This window comes from Streptomyces fuscichromogenes (genome assembly GCF_014645815.1).
GTDB classification, from domain to species: Bacteria; Actinomycetota; Actinomycetes; order Streptomycetales; family Streptomycetaceae; genus Streptomyces; species Streptomyces fuscichromogenes.
Window position 1 is genome coordinate 220,858 of record NZ_BMML01000012.1, and the last position, 16,600, is coordinate 237,457.

At 68.1% G+C, this 16,600-nt stretch carries 15 protein-coding genes and 2 pseudogenes; 9 read left to right on the top strand and 8 right to left on the bottom strand.

The genetic code is table 11. From position 1 onward, the window contains the following. Positions 1 to 84: 84 nt before the first annotated feature. Entirely contained in the window at positions 85 to 2,226 is a 2,142-nt protein-coding gene (locus IEZ11_RS26360) for an NACHT domain-containing protein (RefSeq protein ID WP_189265354.1), read from the top strand. A gap of 226 nt (positions 2,227 to 2,452) precedes the next feature. Here the strand turns inward: IEZ11_RS26360 and IEZ11_RS26365 are convergent, their stop codons facing one another. The 4 genes from IEZ11_RS26365 to IEZ11_RS26380 all read right to left on the bottom strand — a co-directional run bounded on the left by IEZ11_RS26365 (position 2,453) and on the right by IEZ11_RS26380 (position 5,035). Further along, positions 2,453 to 2,863, bottom strand: a complete 411-nt coding sequence (locus IEZ11_RS26365; RefSeq protein WP_189265355.1) for a nuclear transport factor 2 family protein — start codon at positions 2,861 to 2,863, stop codon at positions 2,453 to 2,455. Between the two features lie 2 nt (positions 2,864 to 2,865). Next, the gene (locus IEZ11_RS26370) at positions 2,866 to 3,672 is read right to left on the bottom strand and encodes an MBL fold metallo-hydrolase (protein WP_189265356.1); all 807 of its coding nucleotides are present in this window, start codon (positions 3,670 to 3,672) and stop codon (positions 2,866 to 2,868) included. Positions 3,673 to 3,727: 55 nt separating this feature from the next. Next, complete coding sequence (locus IEZ11_RS26375) at positions 3,728 to 4,345, bottom strand: DsbA family protein (protein ID WP_189265357.1); 618 nt, start codon at positions 4,343 to 4,345, stop codon at positions 3,728 to 3,730. Between the two features lie 159 nt (positions 4,346 to 4,504). Continuing rightward, positions 4,505 to 5,035, bottom strand: coding sequence for a MarR family winged helix-turn-helix transcriptional regulator (locus IEZ11_RS26380; protein ID WP_373294975.1), 531 nt, complete (start codon positions 5,033 to 5,035; stop codon positions 4,505 to 4,507). 349 nt (positions 5,036 to 5,384) lie between these two features. On the opposite strand from IEZ11_RS26380, the gene IEZ11_RS26385 reads away from it, so the two are divergent. From IEZ11_RS26385 to IEZ11_RS26395, 3 genes and pseudogenes are all read left to right on the top strand, one after another. Beyond that, positions 5,385 to 5,813 carry a BP74-related protein gene (locus IEZ11_RS26385; protein ID WP_189265358.1) on the top strand — a complete coding sequence of 143 codons (429 nt, stop codon included), beginning with the start codon at positions 5,385 to 5,387 and terminating at the stop codon, positions 5,811 to 5,813. 1,772 nt (positions 5,814 to 7,585) lie between these two features. Further along, a pseudogene (locus IEZ11_RS26390) lies at positions 7,586 to 8,421 on the top strand (helix-turn-helix transcriptional regulator). 301 nt (positions 8,422 to 8,722) lie between these two features. After that, positions 8,723 to 9,049: a hypothetical protein gene (locus tag IEZ11_RS26395; RefSeq protein WP_189265359.1), complete on the top strand. Its 327-nt coding sequence runs from the start codon at positions 8,723 to 8,725 to the stop codon at positions 9,047 to 9,049. Positions 9,050 to 9,300: 251 nt separating this feature from the next. Here the strand turns inward: IEZ11_RS26395 and IEZ11_RS26400 are convergent. Continuing rightward, positions 9,301 to 9,738, bottom strand: a pseudogene (locus tag IEZ11_RS26400) (helix-turn-helix domain-containing protein); the annotation flags it as partial. A gap of 275 nt (positions 9,739 to 10,013) precedes the next feature. Here IEZ11_RS26400 and IEZ11_RS26405 point away from each other — a divergent pair. Continuing rightward, a complete protein-coding gene (locus IEZ11_RS26405; RefSeq protein ID WP_189265360.1) occupies positions 10,014 to 10,385 on the top strand; it encodes a VOC family protein in 372 nt (123 codons plus the stop codon). 61 nt (positions 10,386 to 10,446) lie between these two features. On the opposite strand, the gene IEZ11_RS26410 is transcribed toward IEZ11_RS26405, so the two are convergent. Beyond that, complete coding sequence (locus tag IEZ11_RS26410; protein ID WP_189265361.1) at positions 10,447 to 10,752, bottom strand: hypothetical protein; 306 nt, start codon at positions 10,750 to 10,752, stop codon at positions 10,447 to 10,449. A gap of 382 nt (positions 10,753 to 11,134) precedes the next feature. Between IEZ11_RS26410 and IEZ11_RS26415 the strand changes: the two genes are divergently transcribed. The 3 genes from IEZ11_RS26415 to IEZ11_RS26425 all read left to right on the top strand — a co-directional run bounded on the left by IEZ11_RS26415 (position 11,135) and on the right by IEZ11_RS26425 (position 15,366). Further along, positions 11,135 to 11,872 carry a peptidase inhibitor family I36 protein gene (locus IEZ11_RS26415; RefSeq protein ID WP_229713369.1) on the top strand — a complete coding sequence of 246 codons (738 nt, stop codon included), beginning with the start codon at positions 11,135 to 11,137 and terminating at the stop codon, positions 11,870 to 11,872. A gap of 456 nt (positions 11,873 to 12,328) precedes the next feature. After that, positions 12,329 to 14,284 (top strand): PAS domain S-box protein, encoded by a 1,956-nt coding sequence (locus tag IEZ11_RS26420; protein ID WP_189265362.1) that lies wholly within the window; start codon positions 12,329 to 12,331, stop codon positions 14,282 to 14,284. A gap of 191 nt (positions 14,285 to 14,475) precedes the next feature. Continuing rightward, the gene (locus IEZ11_RS26425) at positions 14,476 to 15,366 is read left to right on the top strand and encodes an alpha/beta fold hydrolase (protein ID WP_189265363.1); all 891 of its coding nucleotides are present in this window, start codon (positions 14,476 to 14,478) and stop codon (positions 15,364 to 15,366) included. Here the strand turns inward: IEZ11_RS26425 and IEZ11_RS26430 are convergent. Further along, entirely contained in the window at positions 15,249 to 15,740 is a 492-nt protein-coding gene (locus tag IEZ11_RS26430) for a DUF4188 domain-containing protein (RefSeq protein ID WP_189265364.1), read from the bottom strand. The genes IEZ11_RS26425 and IEZ11_RS26430 overlap by 118 nt on opposite strands. A 29-nt stretch (positions 15,741 to 15,769) precedes the next feature. Further along, on the bottom strand, positions 15,770 to 16,096 hold the full coding sequence (locus IEZ11_RS26435; protein WP_189265365.1) for a hypothetical protein: 327 nt from the start codon (positions 16,094 to 16,096) through the stop codon (positions 15,770 to 15,772). A gap of 150 nt (positions 16,097 to 16,246) precedes the next feature. On the opposite strand from IEZ11_RS26435, the gene IEZ11_RS26440 reads away from it, so the two are divergent. Further along, positions 16,247 to 16,594 (top strand): 2Fe-2S iron-sulfur cluster-binding protein, encoded by a 348-nt coding sequence (locus tag IEZ11_RS26440; RefSeq protein WP_189265366.1) that lies wholly within the window; start codon positions 16,247 to 16,249, stop codon positions 16,592 to 16,594. The last annotated feature ends 6 nt before the right edge of the window (positions 16,595 to 16,600 follow it).

A 16,600-nucleotide genomic window follows, 5' to 3' on the forward strand; every position in this document is an offset into this window, starting at 1 on the left:
ACAAGAGGAATTATCTCGCGTACCGTAGCCGCGTTCGCCAAGACTCTTCTCGTGATGGGATCGCGCACCCGCTGGTCTGGCTTGGTGTATCTGCTGCTCTCGGTGGGCTGTGGGGGAGGTGCGCTCTGGCTGTCCAGGCATTTCCACGCCGCTTGGCTGGCTGGCACTGCTGTCGCCCTGCTCTCCGGCATACCGGCCGCGTACCAGTCCTGGCGAGCCATCCACAGAGAGCCTGAAGTGGCTGCACCCGACCTCGGGCCCTGGGCCGAGGCGCTGGCCAATGCGGTCGGCGTGAGCGAAACCGCCCAGCGTACTCAGCTGATCGGTGAAGGCGCCCATCGTATCGACCTCACCTATCGCTACCTGCCCGGCGGCGATGACGCCGAAGGGGCAAGCTCTACCGGCTGCCTGACTGGCATCGTCGACTACTACCGAGCCCTCCGACCGGCCCGTCTAGTCATCACCGGTCCGGCAGGAGCCGGCAAGACGATGCTGGCTCTGGAACTGCTTCTGGGACTGCTTCACGATGCCCAGGAAGGTCAGCCGGTGCCCCTCCGCGCCTCCCTTTCCTCGTGGGACACGTCAACGCCCTTCGAGGTCTGGCTGGCGAACCGTGTCCACGATCACCTACGCCCCCGAGGCGCCAATCTCGCCTACGCTCGCGGACTGGTTGCCGAGCGTCGGATCCTGCCCGTGCTGGACGGCTTGGACGAGACGGATGCCGACACGACAGTGGACCGCCGACCTCGCGCTGTCCGCATCCTGCAAGCCCTCAACATCTACCAGGACAAGGCAGGCAGCGCTCCACTGATCCTCACGTGCCGCACCGCCGAATACGCACAGCTCGGAGTCCTGGACCACCGCATGCGCCGTGCCGCGCATATCGCTCTCGACAGCGTCACCACCGAGCAGGCCGGCGAATATCTGACCGCTCGGGGTGCCAATCTGGCGCGCTGGCGCCCCGTCCTGGAAACCTTCCGGCAACCGGACCACCTGCCCCGACATCCGCTCGCGTCGGCTCTGGCCGTGCCCTGGCGCCTCAACCTGGCTGCCACCGCCTACGAGGAACGCCACGGCCGCACTCACAACTACCTGCGTGACCCCGCACGCCTACTCGGTCTCGCTACCCCCCACCAGGTTCGTGACCACCTCCTGGCTCTGCATGTCTCTGCTGTCACCCACCGACATCCCATCCGCCCGGACCGCTACCAACCTGCCGACGTCCATCACTGGCTTGCCGCTCTCGCCGCCATGCCCTCCGCCACCTCAAGCTCGGTGCCGAGCACCGATCTGGTCCCACACCGTCTGTGGCCGCTGGCCGGAGCACGCCTCGTCCGCGTGGTCGATGCCACGCTCGCTGCTCTGGTGACACTGATCTTCGGCGTAGTGCTCCTCGCGCAAACTCCCATGGAAATCTCTCTCCGGCTGTTACTCGGAACGGCAGGGTTCACGACGGTGGCAGTGCTTGTCATCCTGCGAGCCATGTCCGCCCATGTGGCCCCACCGATCCTGGCGAGGCTGCGTCGCCCCGGTGCTCGTACCCCTGCGCGCAGACGCCGGCTCGCCCGCAATATCGCGGTCGCTCTGGTAGGAGGGTTCGCCGGAGGAATCGCGATCGCGCCTACAGGCGGACTCACCTACGGGATCGGAACGGCACTCGCCTATGGCCTTGCAGCGGGTCTGGCAGTGAGCCTGTACCGACCATCGCATGCCTTCGACTGGAACGAGCAACCCCTTCTCGTTGACCCCCGCAGACCCGTGCACGAGGACCTTGTGATCGGGCTCGTAGCCGGGCTCCTGGCGGGACTTGCCACCGGACTCACCATCGGGCTCACACACGGCATCGTCGGTGGGCTGGCCGGCGGGATCACCGCTGGGCTGTCCGGAGCCCTCGCTTACGGCCTCGCGGCCGGTCTCGCCTACGGACTGGCGGCCGGTCTCGGAACAGGCCTCGCGGTCAGCCTGGTGACTGGTCTTTCGACCGGACTCAGCGTCGGGCTGGCCGGCGGTGTCGTAGGAGGTCTCTACATGTTCACGGGGGCGGGCCGACGGTATGTCGTCTTCGTATGCTGCGCCCGGAGCCGCGGCATGTTGCCCTTACGTCTGGGGTTGTTCTTGAACTGGGCCTACACAGGTGGCCTGCTACGCATCTCCGGTATCGCCTACCAGTTCCGGCACCGAGAACTCCAAGAGTGGCTCTTGACAAACCCCGAGCCGCAGGACTGACCCCGACCACATGCTGCCACGATGAAAGCCATGCTCGGCCGTCACTCCGGACAAGGCCTGGATACAGCGACAAGCGAGTTCGAGGCGCTCATGGGCGGGTTCGGCGTGGACCCGAGCGTGACGGCCGCGTTCGGCTCGGCAGGGTCTGGACGTCGTAGGGGACGGGGCCGGGCCGGACGCGGTCACCGCGGTTGCACCGGTCGGTGCGGGGCGACGCGGAGCTGTCTCAGTCGGGCATGGCCTCGCGTACGAGGGCGGTGTCGACGAACTGCTCGAAGCGGACGATGAGTCCGCCGCGTACGACGAAGTGGTGCGCGACCCTGACGTCGATCGGCTTGCCGGTGTCCTTGTTGGCGGCGGTGTAGCGGGCCAGCACGACGACGTTGTCGCCGTCGACGACATAGGTGTCGTCGTGGGCGGTCCACCCGTCCCAGTCCTGGTCCAGCCGCTCCATCACGTTGGCGGTGACGCCGTCGGGAGTGCGGTAGGTGCCGGCCAGTGGGAAGCCGGCCATCTCCGTCCACTCCACGTCGGGGGCGAGAGTGGCCCGCAGCGCCGCCAGGTCACCGGCCGCGGAGGCGAGGTACTGGCGGCGGACGACGTCGGCGGGTGCGGTCGACGTGGCGAAGTCGGTCATGGTCAGCCCCACTTCATCTCGCCCTTGGCGACCTTCGCGCCGATCTGGGCGGCGATCAACATGCCGTTGTCCGGGTAGCGCTTGACGAGTGCGTTGTTGAGCGCCGCGCCGTCGGCGGCCTTGGCCAGCTCTTCCTCGAAGGCGAGCAGGTAGTCCCGGGTGGCGGTGATGGCGGAGGCATCGGCCGCGGTACCCGGCAGCCGGTGTCCCGCGACGACCAGTTCCGGGTCGAGTGCGGCCATTTCGTCGAGGAGGTCGATCCAGGCGGCGCGGTCGCCCGGGGTGGGGGTGTCGGCGACCCAGACGTGTTCCTGCTGGAAGAGCAGGACGCCGCCGAGGAGCGCGCGGTGTTCGGCCTGCCAGAGGTAGTGACGGTCGGGCAGCGCCGCGGGACCGCCCTTGAGTTCGAAGCGGTGGCCTTCGAGGGTGAGGTGGCCGGTGAGCGGTTCGAGATCGACGAGGCGGGTGGGGAGGTTGGGGCCGAGGGCCGCCCATGCCTTGAGCTTTCCCTCGTAGGAATGCCTGATGTGTTCGATGACGAGGGGAGTGGCGACGAAGACGGCGTCGGGGAAGGCGTCGGCTATGACTTCGGCGCCGAAGTAGAAGTCGGGGTCGCCGTGGGAGACGAAGACGGTGGTGAGGGTCTTGCCGGAGTCGATGATCTCGGCGACCAGACGGTGGCCGTCGGCGCGGGTGAAGGCGGCGTCGATGAGAAGGGCCTCGGTCTCGCCGGTGACGAGGGTGGCGGTCTTGTTCTTGCTGCCGACCGGGAAGTCCAGGTCGAGGACCTTGAAGGAGAGGGTGCTCACGATGGCTCCTTGACGGGAGTTGGCTGGTTGGGGGCGAGGGAGGGGATCGGTGCGATCAGTGACTGTGCAGAGCGGCGAGTCGGCGGTCGATCTCGTCGGGGGTGGCGCGACCCTGGGCCACGAGGGTGACGCGGCCGTCGTCGACGGCGAGCAGGGTGGGGAAGCCTCGGACACCGGCACCGGCGGCCCAGTTGAAGTCGGTGTCGGCGGCTGCCTGCGCCTCGGGGGAGTGGTAGGCGGTGACCACCGCGTCGGCGTCCAGTCCGGCCTCTTCTGCGACCTTGCGGTAGGTCGCGGGGTCGGACAGGCTCAGTCCGTCGATGTAGAAGGCGTCCTGAACAGCGGTGGCCAGGTGTGCCGCACGGTCGGGGGCGGCCTGGCGCAGGCCGGCGACACCGCGGGCGGCGGCCTCGGAGTCCATCACGAACGAGCCGTCGGCGATCAGCTGCTCGTACGCCTCGCCGAACTCCGCTCCGGTGAGCTCGGAGATGTCGGCGTTCGCACCCTGGACGTACCCGAACTCCCGGATCGGCACCCGGCGTGACCCGGTGAACAGGCCACCGGAGACCACCTCGACCGGCAGCTCGGGGTGGCGGGAGACGACTTCGCGCAGAGTTCCGGAGAACCCGTGCGACCAGCCGCAGTAGGCGTCGAAGACATAGACCAGCTTCATCGGAGAACCTCGGCAAGTGGTGCTGCGCCCGCCGGATGCGAGCAGCTCGCCTGAGAGAACAGTAACTGACTAGTCAGGTATTTCGTTGTTTGTGTGACGCCGGCCACATACTTGATCGTCCGGGAGCCTGGGAGTCCGGTAGTCCGGGAGTCCTGGCCCTCAGGGCAGCCGAGGCAGCATGTCCCGGGCCGAGTGGCTCAGGATGCGCAGATCCTCCGCGAACCGCTCCCGGTCCTCGGCGGGCAACGGCTCCAGGAAGTATCGGCGGATGTTCTCCGAGTGGAGCCGCGCGGCGCGGACGCTGGTCTGTGCTCCCAACTCGGTGAGGGACACCAGCTTCCCGCGCCGGTCGTCGGGATCCTCGACGCGTTCGACCAGCCCGGCCGCCTCCATGCGGTCCACCAGCCGGGTCGCGCCGCCCGTCGTGAGCACCTGTTCCTGGGCGATGGCCCGCATGGAGAGCCCGGTGCCACCGGCCCGGCCCAGGATGAGCAGCACCTCGAACGTGAGGTGCGTGATGCCGCACTGCTGCTCCAGGTCGCGGCCCAGGATGTACCCGAGTCGGTTCGCCGCGCCCTGCAGTCTCCCGAAGGCCAGTACCAGTGGGTCGTTCGCGGCCTCCGTCGGCGACGTGATCTCCGCTCGCTCGTCCACGTCCCCACCGCCTGTCAGGTCTTGCACGGCATCCATCCCTTGATCATGCCGTGTTTGCGCTCGGGTGAGGAGAGGGGGGTGCGTGCTGGTCGCGGTGGACGTCCGTGGCGGCCCGACGATGGCCGACGGCTGCGGTTCGTGGAAGGTTCCGTTGTGGAGCATCGCGAACAGGGCGTCGGTCCGGGGGCCTGGCGGGGCGGGTGCGGAACTCCGGTGTGCCGAGCCGTTCTCCCTGTTCACTGGCTTGCGACTGGCGACTTGCGCGGTCGGCGACTGCGCTGGGGGCGCCACGCCCAATCCAGTTGTTCACTTTAAGTAATTATACGGTTACATTCTGTGATCGAACGGTCATGGTCATCATGACCCGAGGCACGGAGCTGCCTTCATGCGACGCATCACCGCCAAGATCAGCGCCCTCGCGGCCACCACGCTGCTCGCCCTCACCGCCGGCTCGGGCGCCCAGGCCGGAGCCGCCGCCGACGCGGCGTACTTCAACCTGCGCGACATCACCGGCCACAACTTCGTCATCGAGATCACCCGCCCGGAGCTGATCAAGGAAGCCCGCGACATCATCCGCAACGGCGACCGCAAGATCGTCATCGGCCGGATCATCAAGACGTCGGCCAGCTACAACCCCCAGTGGGACTTCCACTACAACCCCGACACCGTCAACTTCGCCGACCACACCATCGAGGTCTGCGACGCCACCATCCCCTACGTCGAAGACCACCTCGACGAAGCCGGCGGTGCCTTCCTCCCCGGCCTGTACTGGTGCCCCTGGACCGGACGCCTCACCAACGAGATCACCAGGTAACCCACTCCGCACGCCCAGCCCCGGCCGCCCGCGAGGGCGCCCGGGGACGGGCGTCACATCCGCCGGGCGCAGGCTCGACCAGCCTCGCTTCTCCAGGGAGGCACGGAGGGGGGCGGGGGTGGGGGGTGGGACACGGCAAATCATCTCCAGTCCCGAGCTGGCTGCCGGGGCCTGTACGGCCCACCCCCCATGGCCGCGAGTCCCTCACGATCTCCGTCCGGCCCATCGCCTCGGACCGTATCCCGAGCCACTGACAACACGTCCACGCGGCCGATCTCACATACCGCGCGCAGAGTGAAGTGGCCGCGTGTGGCTACGCGCTGCGCCTGGGCTCGCGGGAGGCCGACTTCTTGGCCGTCTGCTTCCCGTCCGCCGACTGTTCTCGTATGCGCACTGTGACATCTGGGTCGGCGCCCAGGTCGGCCACCACGTCGGGGAGCGCCTTGAGGGGCTCCCCTGATCGCGGTGGAGGCGCTGATGTGGGTCCTGGCAGCACACGAGGCCGGCAGGCGGAGTGCGTCGTGGCTCGGGGAGCCGTGTTCGGCGTTCCAGACGGTGAGGTGCCGGTCGGGGTCGGTGCCGGCGGTGACGGTGTCCCAGTCGCGGGCGCTGTCGCCGGCGACCCGATGGTGAAGGGTCTTGGCGCCGACGCTCCCGGCGGTGACCCGCCAGGAGCCGCATGCCAGCGAACAGGTGAGTCCTCTTCGCTCGGCCCCCTCGGATGGTCAGTCAGATCGATGCGGGCGCAGCGAGCCTGGAGGCGGGGCACCAGCGGGTCCGGCAGCTCGCGGGCGTCGTACAGGCTGCCGACGGCGAAGAACGATTCGATTCGCTCGGCACCAACTCGACCCACGCCAGGGACATCCGGTCGAGGAACGGAATCCAGCCCCGGCGCGACTCCGCCACCGGAGGGTCGTCCTGCTCGATCGCGGTGAGGGGAGTCGCCCATGTCGCACAGTCCTGGTTCTCGCGGCGGAGAACCAGGACTGTGCGACATGGGCGTCGTCGGCAGAGAGCCCGGCCGACGGGACCAAGGGGTCCTGCCGTCGGAGCAGGTCGTCTCGGCGGCCCAACCGTGCGTACCCCTTGCGCAAGGCCGCAGGGAGTTCGAAGCCGAGAACACTCTCCGCGGCTGTCATCCAGTCCGCAGCACAACCGTCCCCGGACCGCAGAGGGCGGCCGATCCACTCACCACCGAACCAGCGTACAAAGCCCCAGGCCTGCGAGCGGTCGGTTCCCCCCGTCCTCTGGCGCCACCGGCACGTCAGGACCACCCACCATGCCCAGAACGCTACCGCGCCGCCTCCACGGGCGACCATGCCGGAATAACGCTCACCTGGGGTCGGCCAACGGGCTTGACCTGACCCGCCGGAGAAGTGACGGCACCGTCGAGTCCCTGAACGCGGGACGGCCAGCCGCCCGTCAGCGGCTGGCCGTCGAGGCAGGTGGCGACAGGGAGCGTGACGTATCCGGCCAACGCGATGTTACTGAAGGATCTGCAGACTCCAGGTGTCGGCCTCTGGACTGCGCCGGTAGAAGGCGTTCGGTTGAACCGGGTCACATGTCACCAGCAGAATGTTTCTGCGGACGAGCATGACCGTCCGCGCTCGGCGTGTGTGGAGCGTCGCTTGCGGCTCCGAAGGGTCTCAAGTCGCAGCAAGTGCGGGCCCGGAGGAAGAGGGACGAAACGAATCCTTCTGAGGTCGGTACGGTCCACGCTGCAGAGCATGCGGTCACCTTCCCTGACGGACACCGAGCACCACTTGGGTGACATGCTGCGGATAGGGTCACGCAGGTCAACCTGGACGAACAGGCCAGTCCGACCTCGGCGGCGGGCCCTGTTGAGCAGTGAATTCCTGCGCAGCTGAAGACAGCGCCTGACTCCTGACCAGGTGGGCCTGCCCCAGACCGGCCGCCGTCGGACTCCGGGACTCCGCCGAGAGGAACTGCACTGCTGGCCGGGATCAGCGCCACCTGGTACACGTACCTGGAGCAGGGGCGAAAGATCCGCGTCTCCGAACAGGTGCTCAACGCCCTGGCCGCGGTGCTGCGGCTCGACCGGCACGAGCGCGATCATCTTCTCCAGTTCGCCGGTCACACACCTGCGGCCGAAGCCGAGGAACGCGAGCCGCTCTCTGCCGCGGCGGGTGCCGTCCCCCTGTTGCTCCAGCCGAACCCGGCGTACATCATCGGCGGCAACTACGACGTCCTCAGTCACAACCAGACAGCCCACGAGTTGTTCCCGAGGCTCATCACTGAGGTGGACCGGCCCGCCGGCTTCGCCCGCTGGGTGTTCCTCGAACCGCTGGCCCGGGACATCCTGGTCGACTGGGAACCCGAAGCACGCGGCCTGCTCGGTCGACTTCGGACGCTGGCGGCACGCCACTCCGGCGCCCCGCGGTACACCCGGCTGATCGAGGACCTGAACGAGGGCAGCCCAGAGGTGCAGGACTGGTGGCCGTAGTACGAGGTGCGGGCCCGGCACAGCGGTCGCAAACGGCTACGCCACCCGCAACGGGGCGCGGTCGATTATGCGTACACCGCTTTCCACCTGGCCGAACAGCCGGAAGAGCGCAACGCATGTGCCGTCCGCGGTGTTCTGCGCTGAGACGGACCACCGGCTGGTTGCAGTTCCCTCCAAGCAGCGGGACGTCATCGTTCGGCATCGTGCCGAGGTGGCAGGGGTGTGAGCGAGTGTCAGGTCCATCATGCCTGCTCGGACGTGGTTTGCGGTAGGACGGAGCGCACGTCCGTTCAAGCTTGTCCCAGGTGCCGGCCTGCCCGCAGACTCGTCGTCATCCACTCTCCGACGTCCGTGTCGGCATCCGTTCTCGGGTGTCGACACGTTCGTCGTGCTGTCTCGTCGTGGGACGGGTGCAGGTGGGGGGTGAGCGAACGGAGGGGGATCGATGGATCAGGACATGGTCTTGCGGGCGAGGGTCCAGTTGCTCAGTGCCAACCAGCGGGTGGTACGCGGCGTCGAGGGGTTGCGGATCTACCGCCTGCTGACACAGGTCGAGCCGGAAGTGTACGGGTCGAAGCTGGCGTACGTCCTGGTGGAAGCCAGCGCGTCGTCGCTGGTGCGAGAGCTGCCCGAGCAGCGGCTGGCGCTGCTGGACGAGGCGATTGCGGTGGCGTCGGCCCTGGCTGCCGCAAATCCCTACCGAACCAAGGTGTTGGCGAAGGCGTTTGCCGCGAGGCGAGAACTTGAGGGGCGGGAGACGCAAGGGAGGTGAGACAGGTGCCCGTGCGCCGCAGGCCACCTGCGGGCTGTAAGTACTCAGTTGGGTCGCGTTCGCGCAGGTGAGGGACCTGGAGGGCAGCGGCGGCGGGCACCTCTGGGACCACGGCGCCGATGACCTGGCCGCGGGGCGCGCAGTTGGGCGAGCAGGAGTTCGCGCAGCTGCGTCTCGCGGCCGGGGGCGATCTCATGCGCGGCGAGACGACGACGAGTACCTCCCTGGACGTCTACGGCGAGGACCTGGAGCTTCCCGCCCCGTTCGGCCTGCTGCCGGCCGGGGCGGGCTGGAGGTTGAGCGGCCCGAACTCGTCCAGATGGAGGACGACTTGGGGCTCACCTTCCTCGGGTACGACATCGGCAGGCCGCGCTCGGTCGGCCCGGGCTTGGCGGTCTTCCTGATCTCCTGGCGTTCCGGAAGGGTGACGGTTCTCGGCCGGCCGCCCTTGTACTTGGGGTGGAGCGAGTCCAAGCCGTCGGTGTTGAAGTGGTGCAGGACGCCTCGGACTTGGTCCGGGCTGCTGAACGTCACCTCGGCGATCTTCGCCACGGGCCTGCCCTGTGCGGACAACAGCACCATCTGGGGCCCACGCCGGGTCACCACCACCCGCTGCCGCTGCGGATGATCCGCAGCAGCAGCCCGCCCTCGGCACCGCCGATCTCAGGTACGCGTACTCGCTCTGCCACGGGCGCAGCCTGACGGTGACGAGGTGCCGGGCACAGCCACCCCACGCCGTGGCATCGGCCCGGGTGAAAGGCGTACCGTCGCGGGCTACCGGACTCGAACCGGCTCAGACCTTGCGGTCACAATCTCGAAAATTGAAGCGGATTTCCCATCACGCCTTTGCCCGCGGCGGCAGGCCACAGCCTACCGACAACCACGGGTTTTACAGGGCGAACGTTGCCGGATGCGCCACTTAGGATGCGCATTGCGCAAGTCCAGTGATCACTCCGGAGGTGTCATGCCCCTGCAAATGAAGCTGAGCGCGATAACACTCGACTGCCCTGATCCGTTGGCCCTGGCGGCGTTCTATCAGCAGGCCACTGGCCTGGAACCCCACCCGAAGTCGGACGCTGACTTCGCGGGCCTCAGCCGTGAGGACGGCCTCTTCATCGGTTTTCAACGGGTTGACGGCTACCGGGCTCCGTGCTGGCCTGACCAGACCGTTCCCCAGCAGTTGCACCTCTGCTTCGACGTCGTGGATCTGGACGAGGCCGAGGCCCGGCTGCTGGAGCTGGGCGCGGGAAAGCCTGGCCACCAACCTCATGAGGCAACCAGGGCGCGGGTTCTCACCGATCCGGCTGGCCATCCCTTCTGCATCTGCCGAAGCTGACCGGAGGCGCAGGAGGGCTTTCCAGCACATGATCGGGCTCTTGCCGTCTCAGCTGGACTGGTCAGTGCGGGCCGGTGGCGTCGTCCGTGCCGTAGAAGCGGCCTCGGTCGCACAGGGCGTCGATCTCGGCGTTGTCATCCTCATTCAGTTGTGCATCCAGCGCGACGCTGATGATGCGTCGAGCGCGGGCCAATCGCCGGGCGACGTCCCAGTCTGCGACGAACTTGCCGACGGTGTACTCGTCGGCGGTTCCGGATGCTTGGCGGGAGCCAAGTCGGTCGAGGGAAACGACGAACTCGTTCAGGTCCCGCAGCATCGCGACGACCTCGTCGAGGGGCATGCGGATCTCTCGGGAGGACATGTCCATCAGCCGATTCAACTACAGAACTGGTGCTCGGGTCCGGATCCTGATCCGGGACACCAAGCGATGGCAGCGCCGCGGAGTGATGCCGGGCACGCGTTGCGCGCTCAAGGTCAGTAGGGGCCTTCATGCCACTCCTCCCCATCGGACGTCGTCCGGTGGGGCGCAGTGCTATCTGCCGCGCGAGTCGAATCATTCGACTACGAATAGTGACGCTACGATCGCTCACTGTATCGAACGGGTCTACGTGACCGCACCATGTTCCGGGTCGGCAGGCATCGGCCCGGCCGGCAGGCCATACAGCACGGCGTGAGGGGCTTCAGCAGATGCGGGAGGCCCGGCCGCCTCCTGTCCGGGCCCGTCAGCCGTCAATCAGGAAGGCACATACGTGAGCGACGAGAGCGCCCAGCTGATCTACGGTCAGGGAGAGGCGGCGTGCCCCGAGGGGAACTTCTGCCTCTACCGCGCCGTCAACTTCAACAGCGGCCAGACCCCGGGGGTCGGTGACAAGATCCTGGCCATTCCGGTGGGCACGTCCGTCAAGGACTTCTCCGTGTACGGCTTCGACCACAGTGCCGACGGGGTGAGCAGCGTTGTCAACCGTACCGACGAGGACAACGCGCTCTTCTCGGCCGCCGACCAGCAGGGGCATTCGTTGCCGGTGGGCCGCAGGTCCTCGGTCGGCAACCTGGCCAAGATCGCCATGGCCGACAGTCCGAACGGCAGTTGGAACGACCAGGCCCGATCGGCGCTGGCGGCTCCCTTCCTGGGAAACCTGATCGTCGATCAGGACTTCCTGAGCAAGTGGCAGGACTGGGAGACCCAGAAGTGGATCTACTCCTACCGGATCACGGTGCGCGCCGCCGAGGAACGCGTCGTGAAATGGGCGCTCGGCTTCGGTGACCTGCCCGAGGGGACCTCCTTGTACAAGGGGTTCACGGATGTCTTCTGGGGCCAGATTCTGCGGGACGGCACCGATGGCAGCGTCCTGCTCGGCTCCCCGGCGGGCGGCGGACACAGCATCGACCCCGGCACCGACCTCGCGATCGACATCCAGGTCCTCTACGCGAAGGAAAGTCCTGCCAACGAACACCTCAAGAGCCTGAACGCCCAGCAATTGGGATGAGCGCAGACACCACCGCCCCTGGCTGCGGGCCGTTTCCCACCAGGGGGCGGCCCGCGAGGTCTGTCGGCTCGTTTCCCCCGTTGCCGGCGCTGAGCTCTTTCGGAGTCGGTACTGGCCCGTGGTGTGGTAGCCCGGTCGTCGGCCAGGCCTTCCGGGACGAGGACACGGCCGGGGTTCGTGTGCCCTGGCCGCACTGAAAACGATTGAGGCGGCGAGCCGGGCCCGCAGTGCGGCGATCAGGGCGGGACGGCGTCCAGCGCGATGCGGGGGTGTGCGACGCTGCCGGGCACGCACGGCAGCGTTGTTGTTTCGTGTCCTCTCATGGAACCGCGCCGCAGTGAGCCCTTGGCGGACAGGTTCGGCCGTACGTCGGGCAGTAACCGACATGCCACCTTGCTCGTCGTCCCGATGTGCTCAGATGACCTGATTCATCGCAATCGGCGGGAGGGGGCGGACATGGACACGTTTGCCGGGTCAGGTCTGGCTTGTTCGGCGACCGGAGCGGACCAGAAGGCCTGCCGGTGTGGCGAGGCTGTCGGCGTGGACGGGCCGAAGGCCGCTGAAGAAAGGTTCCGTGGCCTGCTGGAGGCCGCACCCGACGCCATGGTGATCGTGGACGACACCGGAACCATCAGACTCGTCAACGCCCAGACCGAGGCCCTCTTCGGCTACGGTCGCGAAGAACTCCTGGGCCGTCCTGTCGAGTTGCTGATGCCACACCGCTTCCGTGGCCAGCACACGGTGCACCGCGACGGGTACGCCGCGAATCGGCAGGTCCGTCCGATGGGCGCCGGGCTCGATCTGCACGGGCTGCGCAAGGACGGCACCGAGTTTCCCGTCGAGATCAGTCTCAGCCCGCTGGAGACCGCGGACGGACTGCTGGTCTCGGCCGCCGTCCGTGACGTCAGCGATCGCAAGGCGGCCGAGGCCCGCATCAACGAACTCGCCGCGCTCGTCGAGTCGTCCCAGGACGCGATCCTCGCGAAGACCCTCGACGGCTACATCACCTACTGGAACGCGGCCGCGCAACGGCTGTACGGCTACACGGCCGAGGAGGTCATCGGCCGGCACGTGTCGCTGCTCTCCCCGTCGGAACTGCGCGGCGACATCAGCGTGCTCCTGGAGCGGCTGCTGCACGGCGAGAAGGTCGAGCACTTCGAGACGCTTCGGGTGACCAAGGACGGCCGTCTGCTGGACGTGGACGTCACGCTCTGGCCGACCCGGGACACCGGCGGCACGGTCGTCGGGGCGTGCGCCATCGTGCGGGACATCAGCGACCGGAAGCGCGCGGAGGCCGAACTGACCGCGCTGTACGAGCAGCAGCGGCACATCGCGCTCACCCTTCAGCGCAGTCTCATGGGCACGCCGCCCGCGATCCCGGGCCTGGCCACCGCGAGCCGCTACCGGCCGGCCACGCAGGGCGCGGGCGTGGGCGGCGACTGGTTCGACCTCATACCGCTGGGGGCAGGCCGGGTCGGTGTCCTCATCGGGGATGTGATGGGCCGGGGCCTCGACGCCGCCGCGGTCATGGGCCAGTTGCGCTCGGCGGCGCACGCGCTGGCCAAGACGGGCATGCAGCCCCGACAGTTGATGCAGGCCCTCGACACCTGTGTCGAGGACCTCGACGTGCCCGACCAGTTGGTGACCTGCTGCTATCTCACGATCGCCCCGGACACGGGCACGGTGACCGTCTGCTCCGCCGGTCACCTGCCGATCCTGGTGGCCGCCCCCGGCGACGCCGTCCGCAGGCTTCCGGCGCAGGTGAACGCACCGCTCGGGGTCGGTGACGTCCTCTACGAGCAGTCGTCGACGTCCGTACCGCCCGGCGCCACGCTCATCCTCTACACCGACGGCCTGGTGGAGACGCCCGGCAGCGACATCGAGGTCCGGATCTCCGAACTCACCTCGGTGCTGGGCGGGTTCTTCACCACCCCGACGTGTCTGGAGACCGCCGCGGACCACGTTCTGACGCGGCTGCTGCCGGAGGCCGACAGCCATGACGACGACGTGACGCTCCTGCTCGCCCAACTGCCGGCCTCACCTCCGGCGGCCGTCACGACCGACCTCCCGGCCGTCGCCGCATCCGTGCCCGAGGGCCGCGCGTTCCTCAGCAAGGCGCTGCTCTCCTGGGACTGCGCGGGTCCGGTGGACGAGGCGCTTCTGCTGCTGTCCGAGACCCTTACGAACGCCGTGCAGCACGCCGAGGGCCCCATCGGTCTGCACCTGTGCCGTACCCCCACCGACCTCACCGTCGAGGTCAGCGACCGCAGCCCGCACCTGCCCCAGCCCCGCAACGCCTCGGGGGACGAGGAGTCGGGCCGCGGCCTGTTCCTGGTCCGCACCCTTGCCGACACCTGGGGCGTGCGTCCTACCGACGAGGGCAAGACGACCTGGTTCACGCTGAGGCTGTGACGCGGCGCCGCCCCGGTGGCGGGAGCTTCGTGGTGGACGTTCTTCAACGTGTGAACCCCACCATGTCGACGATGTGTGTGGGAGCCTCTATGCCCTTGGCCAAGCGACGACCTCTTCACCGTTCCGGCAGCGAAGGGCCCCGCCGTGGTGCTGCTCCACGACGCGCTGCCCGGTTCGTCCGGTACGGCGGGATGGCGGGATGGCGTTTCCTGGCACCGTTCCTCGGTGAGAACGGCCTCCGCGTGTGCTGCCAGGACATGCCGGCGTTCGGGCTGTCCGACGATCGGGAGGAGCACCGCCCCCGGGTCATCCACGACTTTGTCGACTTCGTCGACTTCGTCCACGAGTTCACCTCGGCGCTCTGCCTCGACCGGTTCCACCTCACCGGGAACTCGATGGGCTGCATGAACACCGCCAACTACACCGTCGCCCACCCGGACCGGGTCATCGGTTTCGTGCTCATCGCCGGCGCCATCGGCGATGTCGTGCAGGCGACGGGCAAGCCGAAGACCGACGTCGAACTGACCCGGTGCGACGGGACACCGGAAGGCATGCGCCGGATGATGGAGTCGATCAGCCACCGGGTCGAGGCCAGCAGCGACGACCTGGTCGCGATGCGCTACCGGGCCGCCGAGCGCGGCAAGGCCGGGCACGTGTCGTTCTGGCCGTCGCTGCTGCAGTACAGCGGGTTTGCCCCGTGGGAGGGCGCGAGCCTCCAGGCGCGGCTCTCGACGAAGGGCCGTCTCGACAAGTTCGACGTCCCGGGCATCTGCCTGTACGGCATCGAGGACGTCCTGACGCCGGTCGAGTGGGGCTTCGGACAGGAGAAGTGGCTGCCCAAAGTGCAGCGGACGCGACAGGGGTGTCCAAGCGTCGGCCGGAGAACCGCGACCTCGTCGAGCAGGTCTGCCCGGAGAGACCCGAAGGCGCCCGCGCGCCCGCGCGGTCCTCGCCGAACCGGCGCCTACCTCTTCGCCGCCTTCAGCCGCTGGGCCGCGGTGTCGCCGCGCCGGCCGACCGGTACGACTCCTGTCGCGGCGCCGAGACCGTACGCGGGCATGTCGACGTACACCGATTCGTAGGAGCCTGCCGGGACGATGAACGTCTCGTGCCAGATGCCCACATGACCCTTCGCGGCGCGTGCCCGTCGGTTGAACGCCGTCCATGCGGGCCGGTGCTGCTTGTCCTGCTGGTGGGCGTAGGCGAGGAGCCGTTCCTTGTCGGACCAGTACTGGACGACGTAGAAGTCTCGGAGGCTGCCGTAAAGCACCTTGAAGCCGAGGAGTCCGCTGCCCTTTTCCTGTGACAGCTCGCGGAGCATTCGCGGCATCGACATGAATGCCGGCAGCCAGCTGGAGAGTGCTCGCAGCCGGTTGATCCGCAGCCCGATGTGGAAGACTACGACGTCGCCTTCGGCGGCGGCGGTGTTGCGACCCGGAAGCACTTTCTCGGGCATGATCCTCCTCTGGTCCTCGTTGTGATGGTTCAGGTCATGGGCGGACGAGTGATCGGGACTTCTAGCGAATCGCCCCGAACGATGACCGCACCGCCGTACGAGGGACCGACCAGCACGATCGGTCCCTTGTTGCTGTCCGGCAGCGTCTTGACTTCGGTCGCGTCAAAGGTGAGCCCTGGAAGGGGATTCGGCGCGGCGACCACCGGATGACCATCGGCGACAAGCCGTTTGGCGACGGCGTTGGAGCCGCTGCTGTCTGCAAGGTTCTGTGTACGAGCACGATCGTCGGATTCCCGCTCGCCATGGACCCGCCTCTCCTGAATGCAGCGAAGGACGACACGTCTCCACACCCTCACGCTCGGCGCAAAGCTATGAGGTCGCACTGGACGGGAATGGAACGAGTCCGGGGCCTGGTTGCGGATGGCCTTCACTGGTCATTCAGTCGCCGTCAAGCCGGTTCGGTCAGTCTGAGCCCGCGGGGGACGCATGACTGGGGGTGGCAGATGGTGTCGGACGAGGAAGCCGACGTGGTGGTGACCGGGTCGGGTATGCGCGGTCTCGCGGCGGCGCGCACGATCGCCCGGTTCGTCATGATCGGCACGGTCGGCGGCGCCCTGCCCCAGTCGTGCGGCGAAGGCGCTTGCGGTACCTGCCGGGTGCGGGTGCTCTCCGGCGCCCAAGAGACCGACGACCGGGGGATGTTCCAGGACGGGCCGGCCGCGGTCGGCGTCCGCGTCGTCCCGTCGGCAGCACGACGCGCGGCCGCTTCCGACTCCGGCCTGTCCGGCTCAGCCTGGTCGTTCGCTCCGCCCTTCCGGCCGGTGACTAGCAGTAGGCGCTGCCCTGTCGCGTGACTTCGG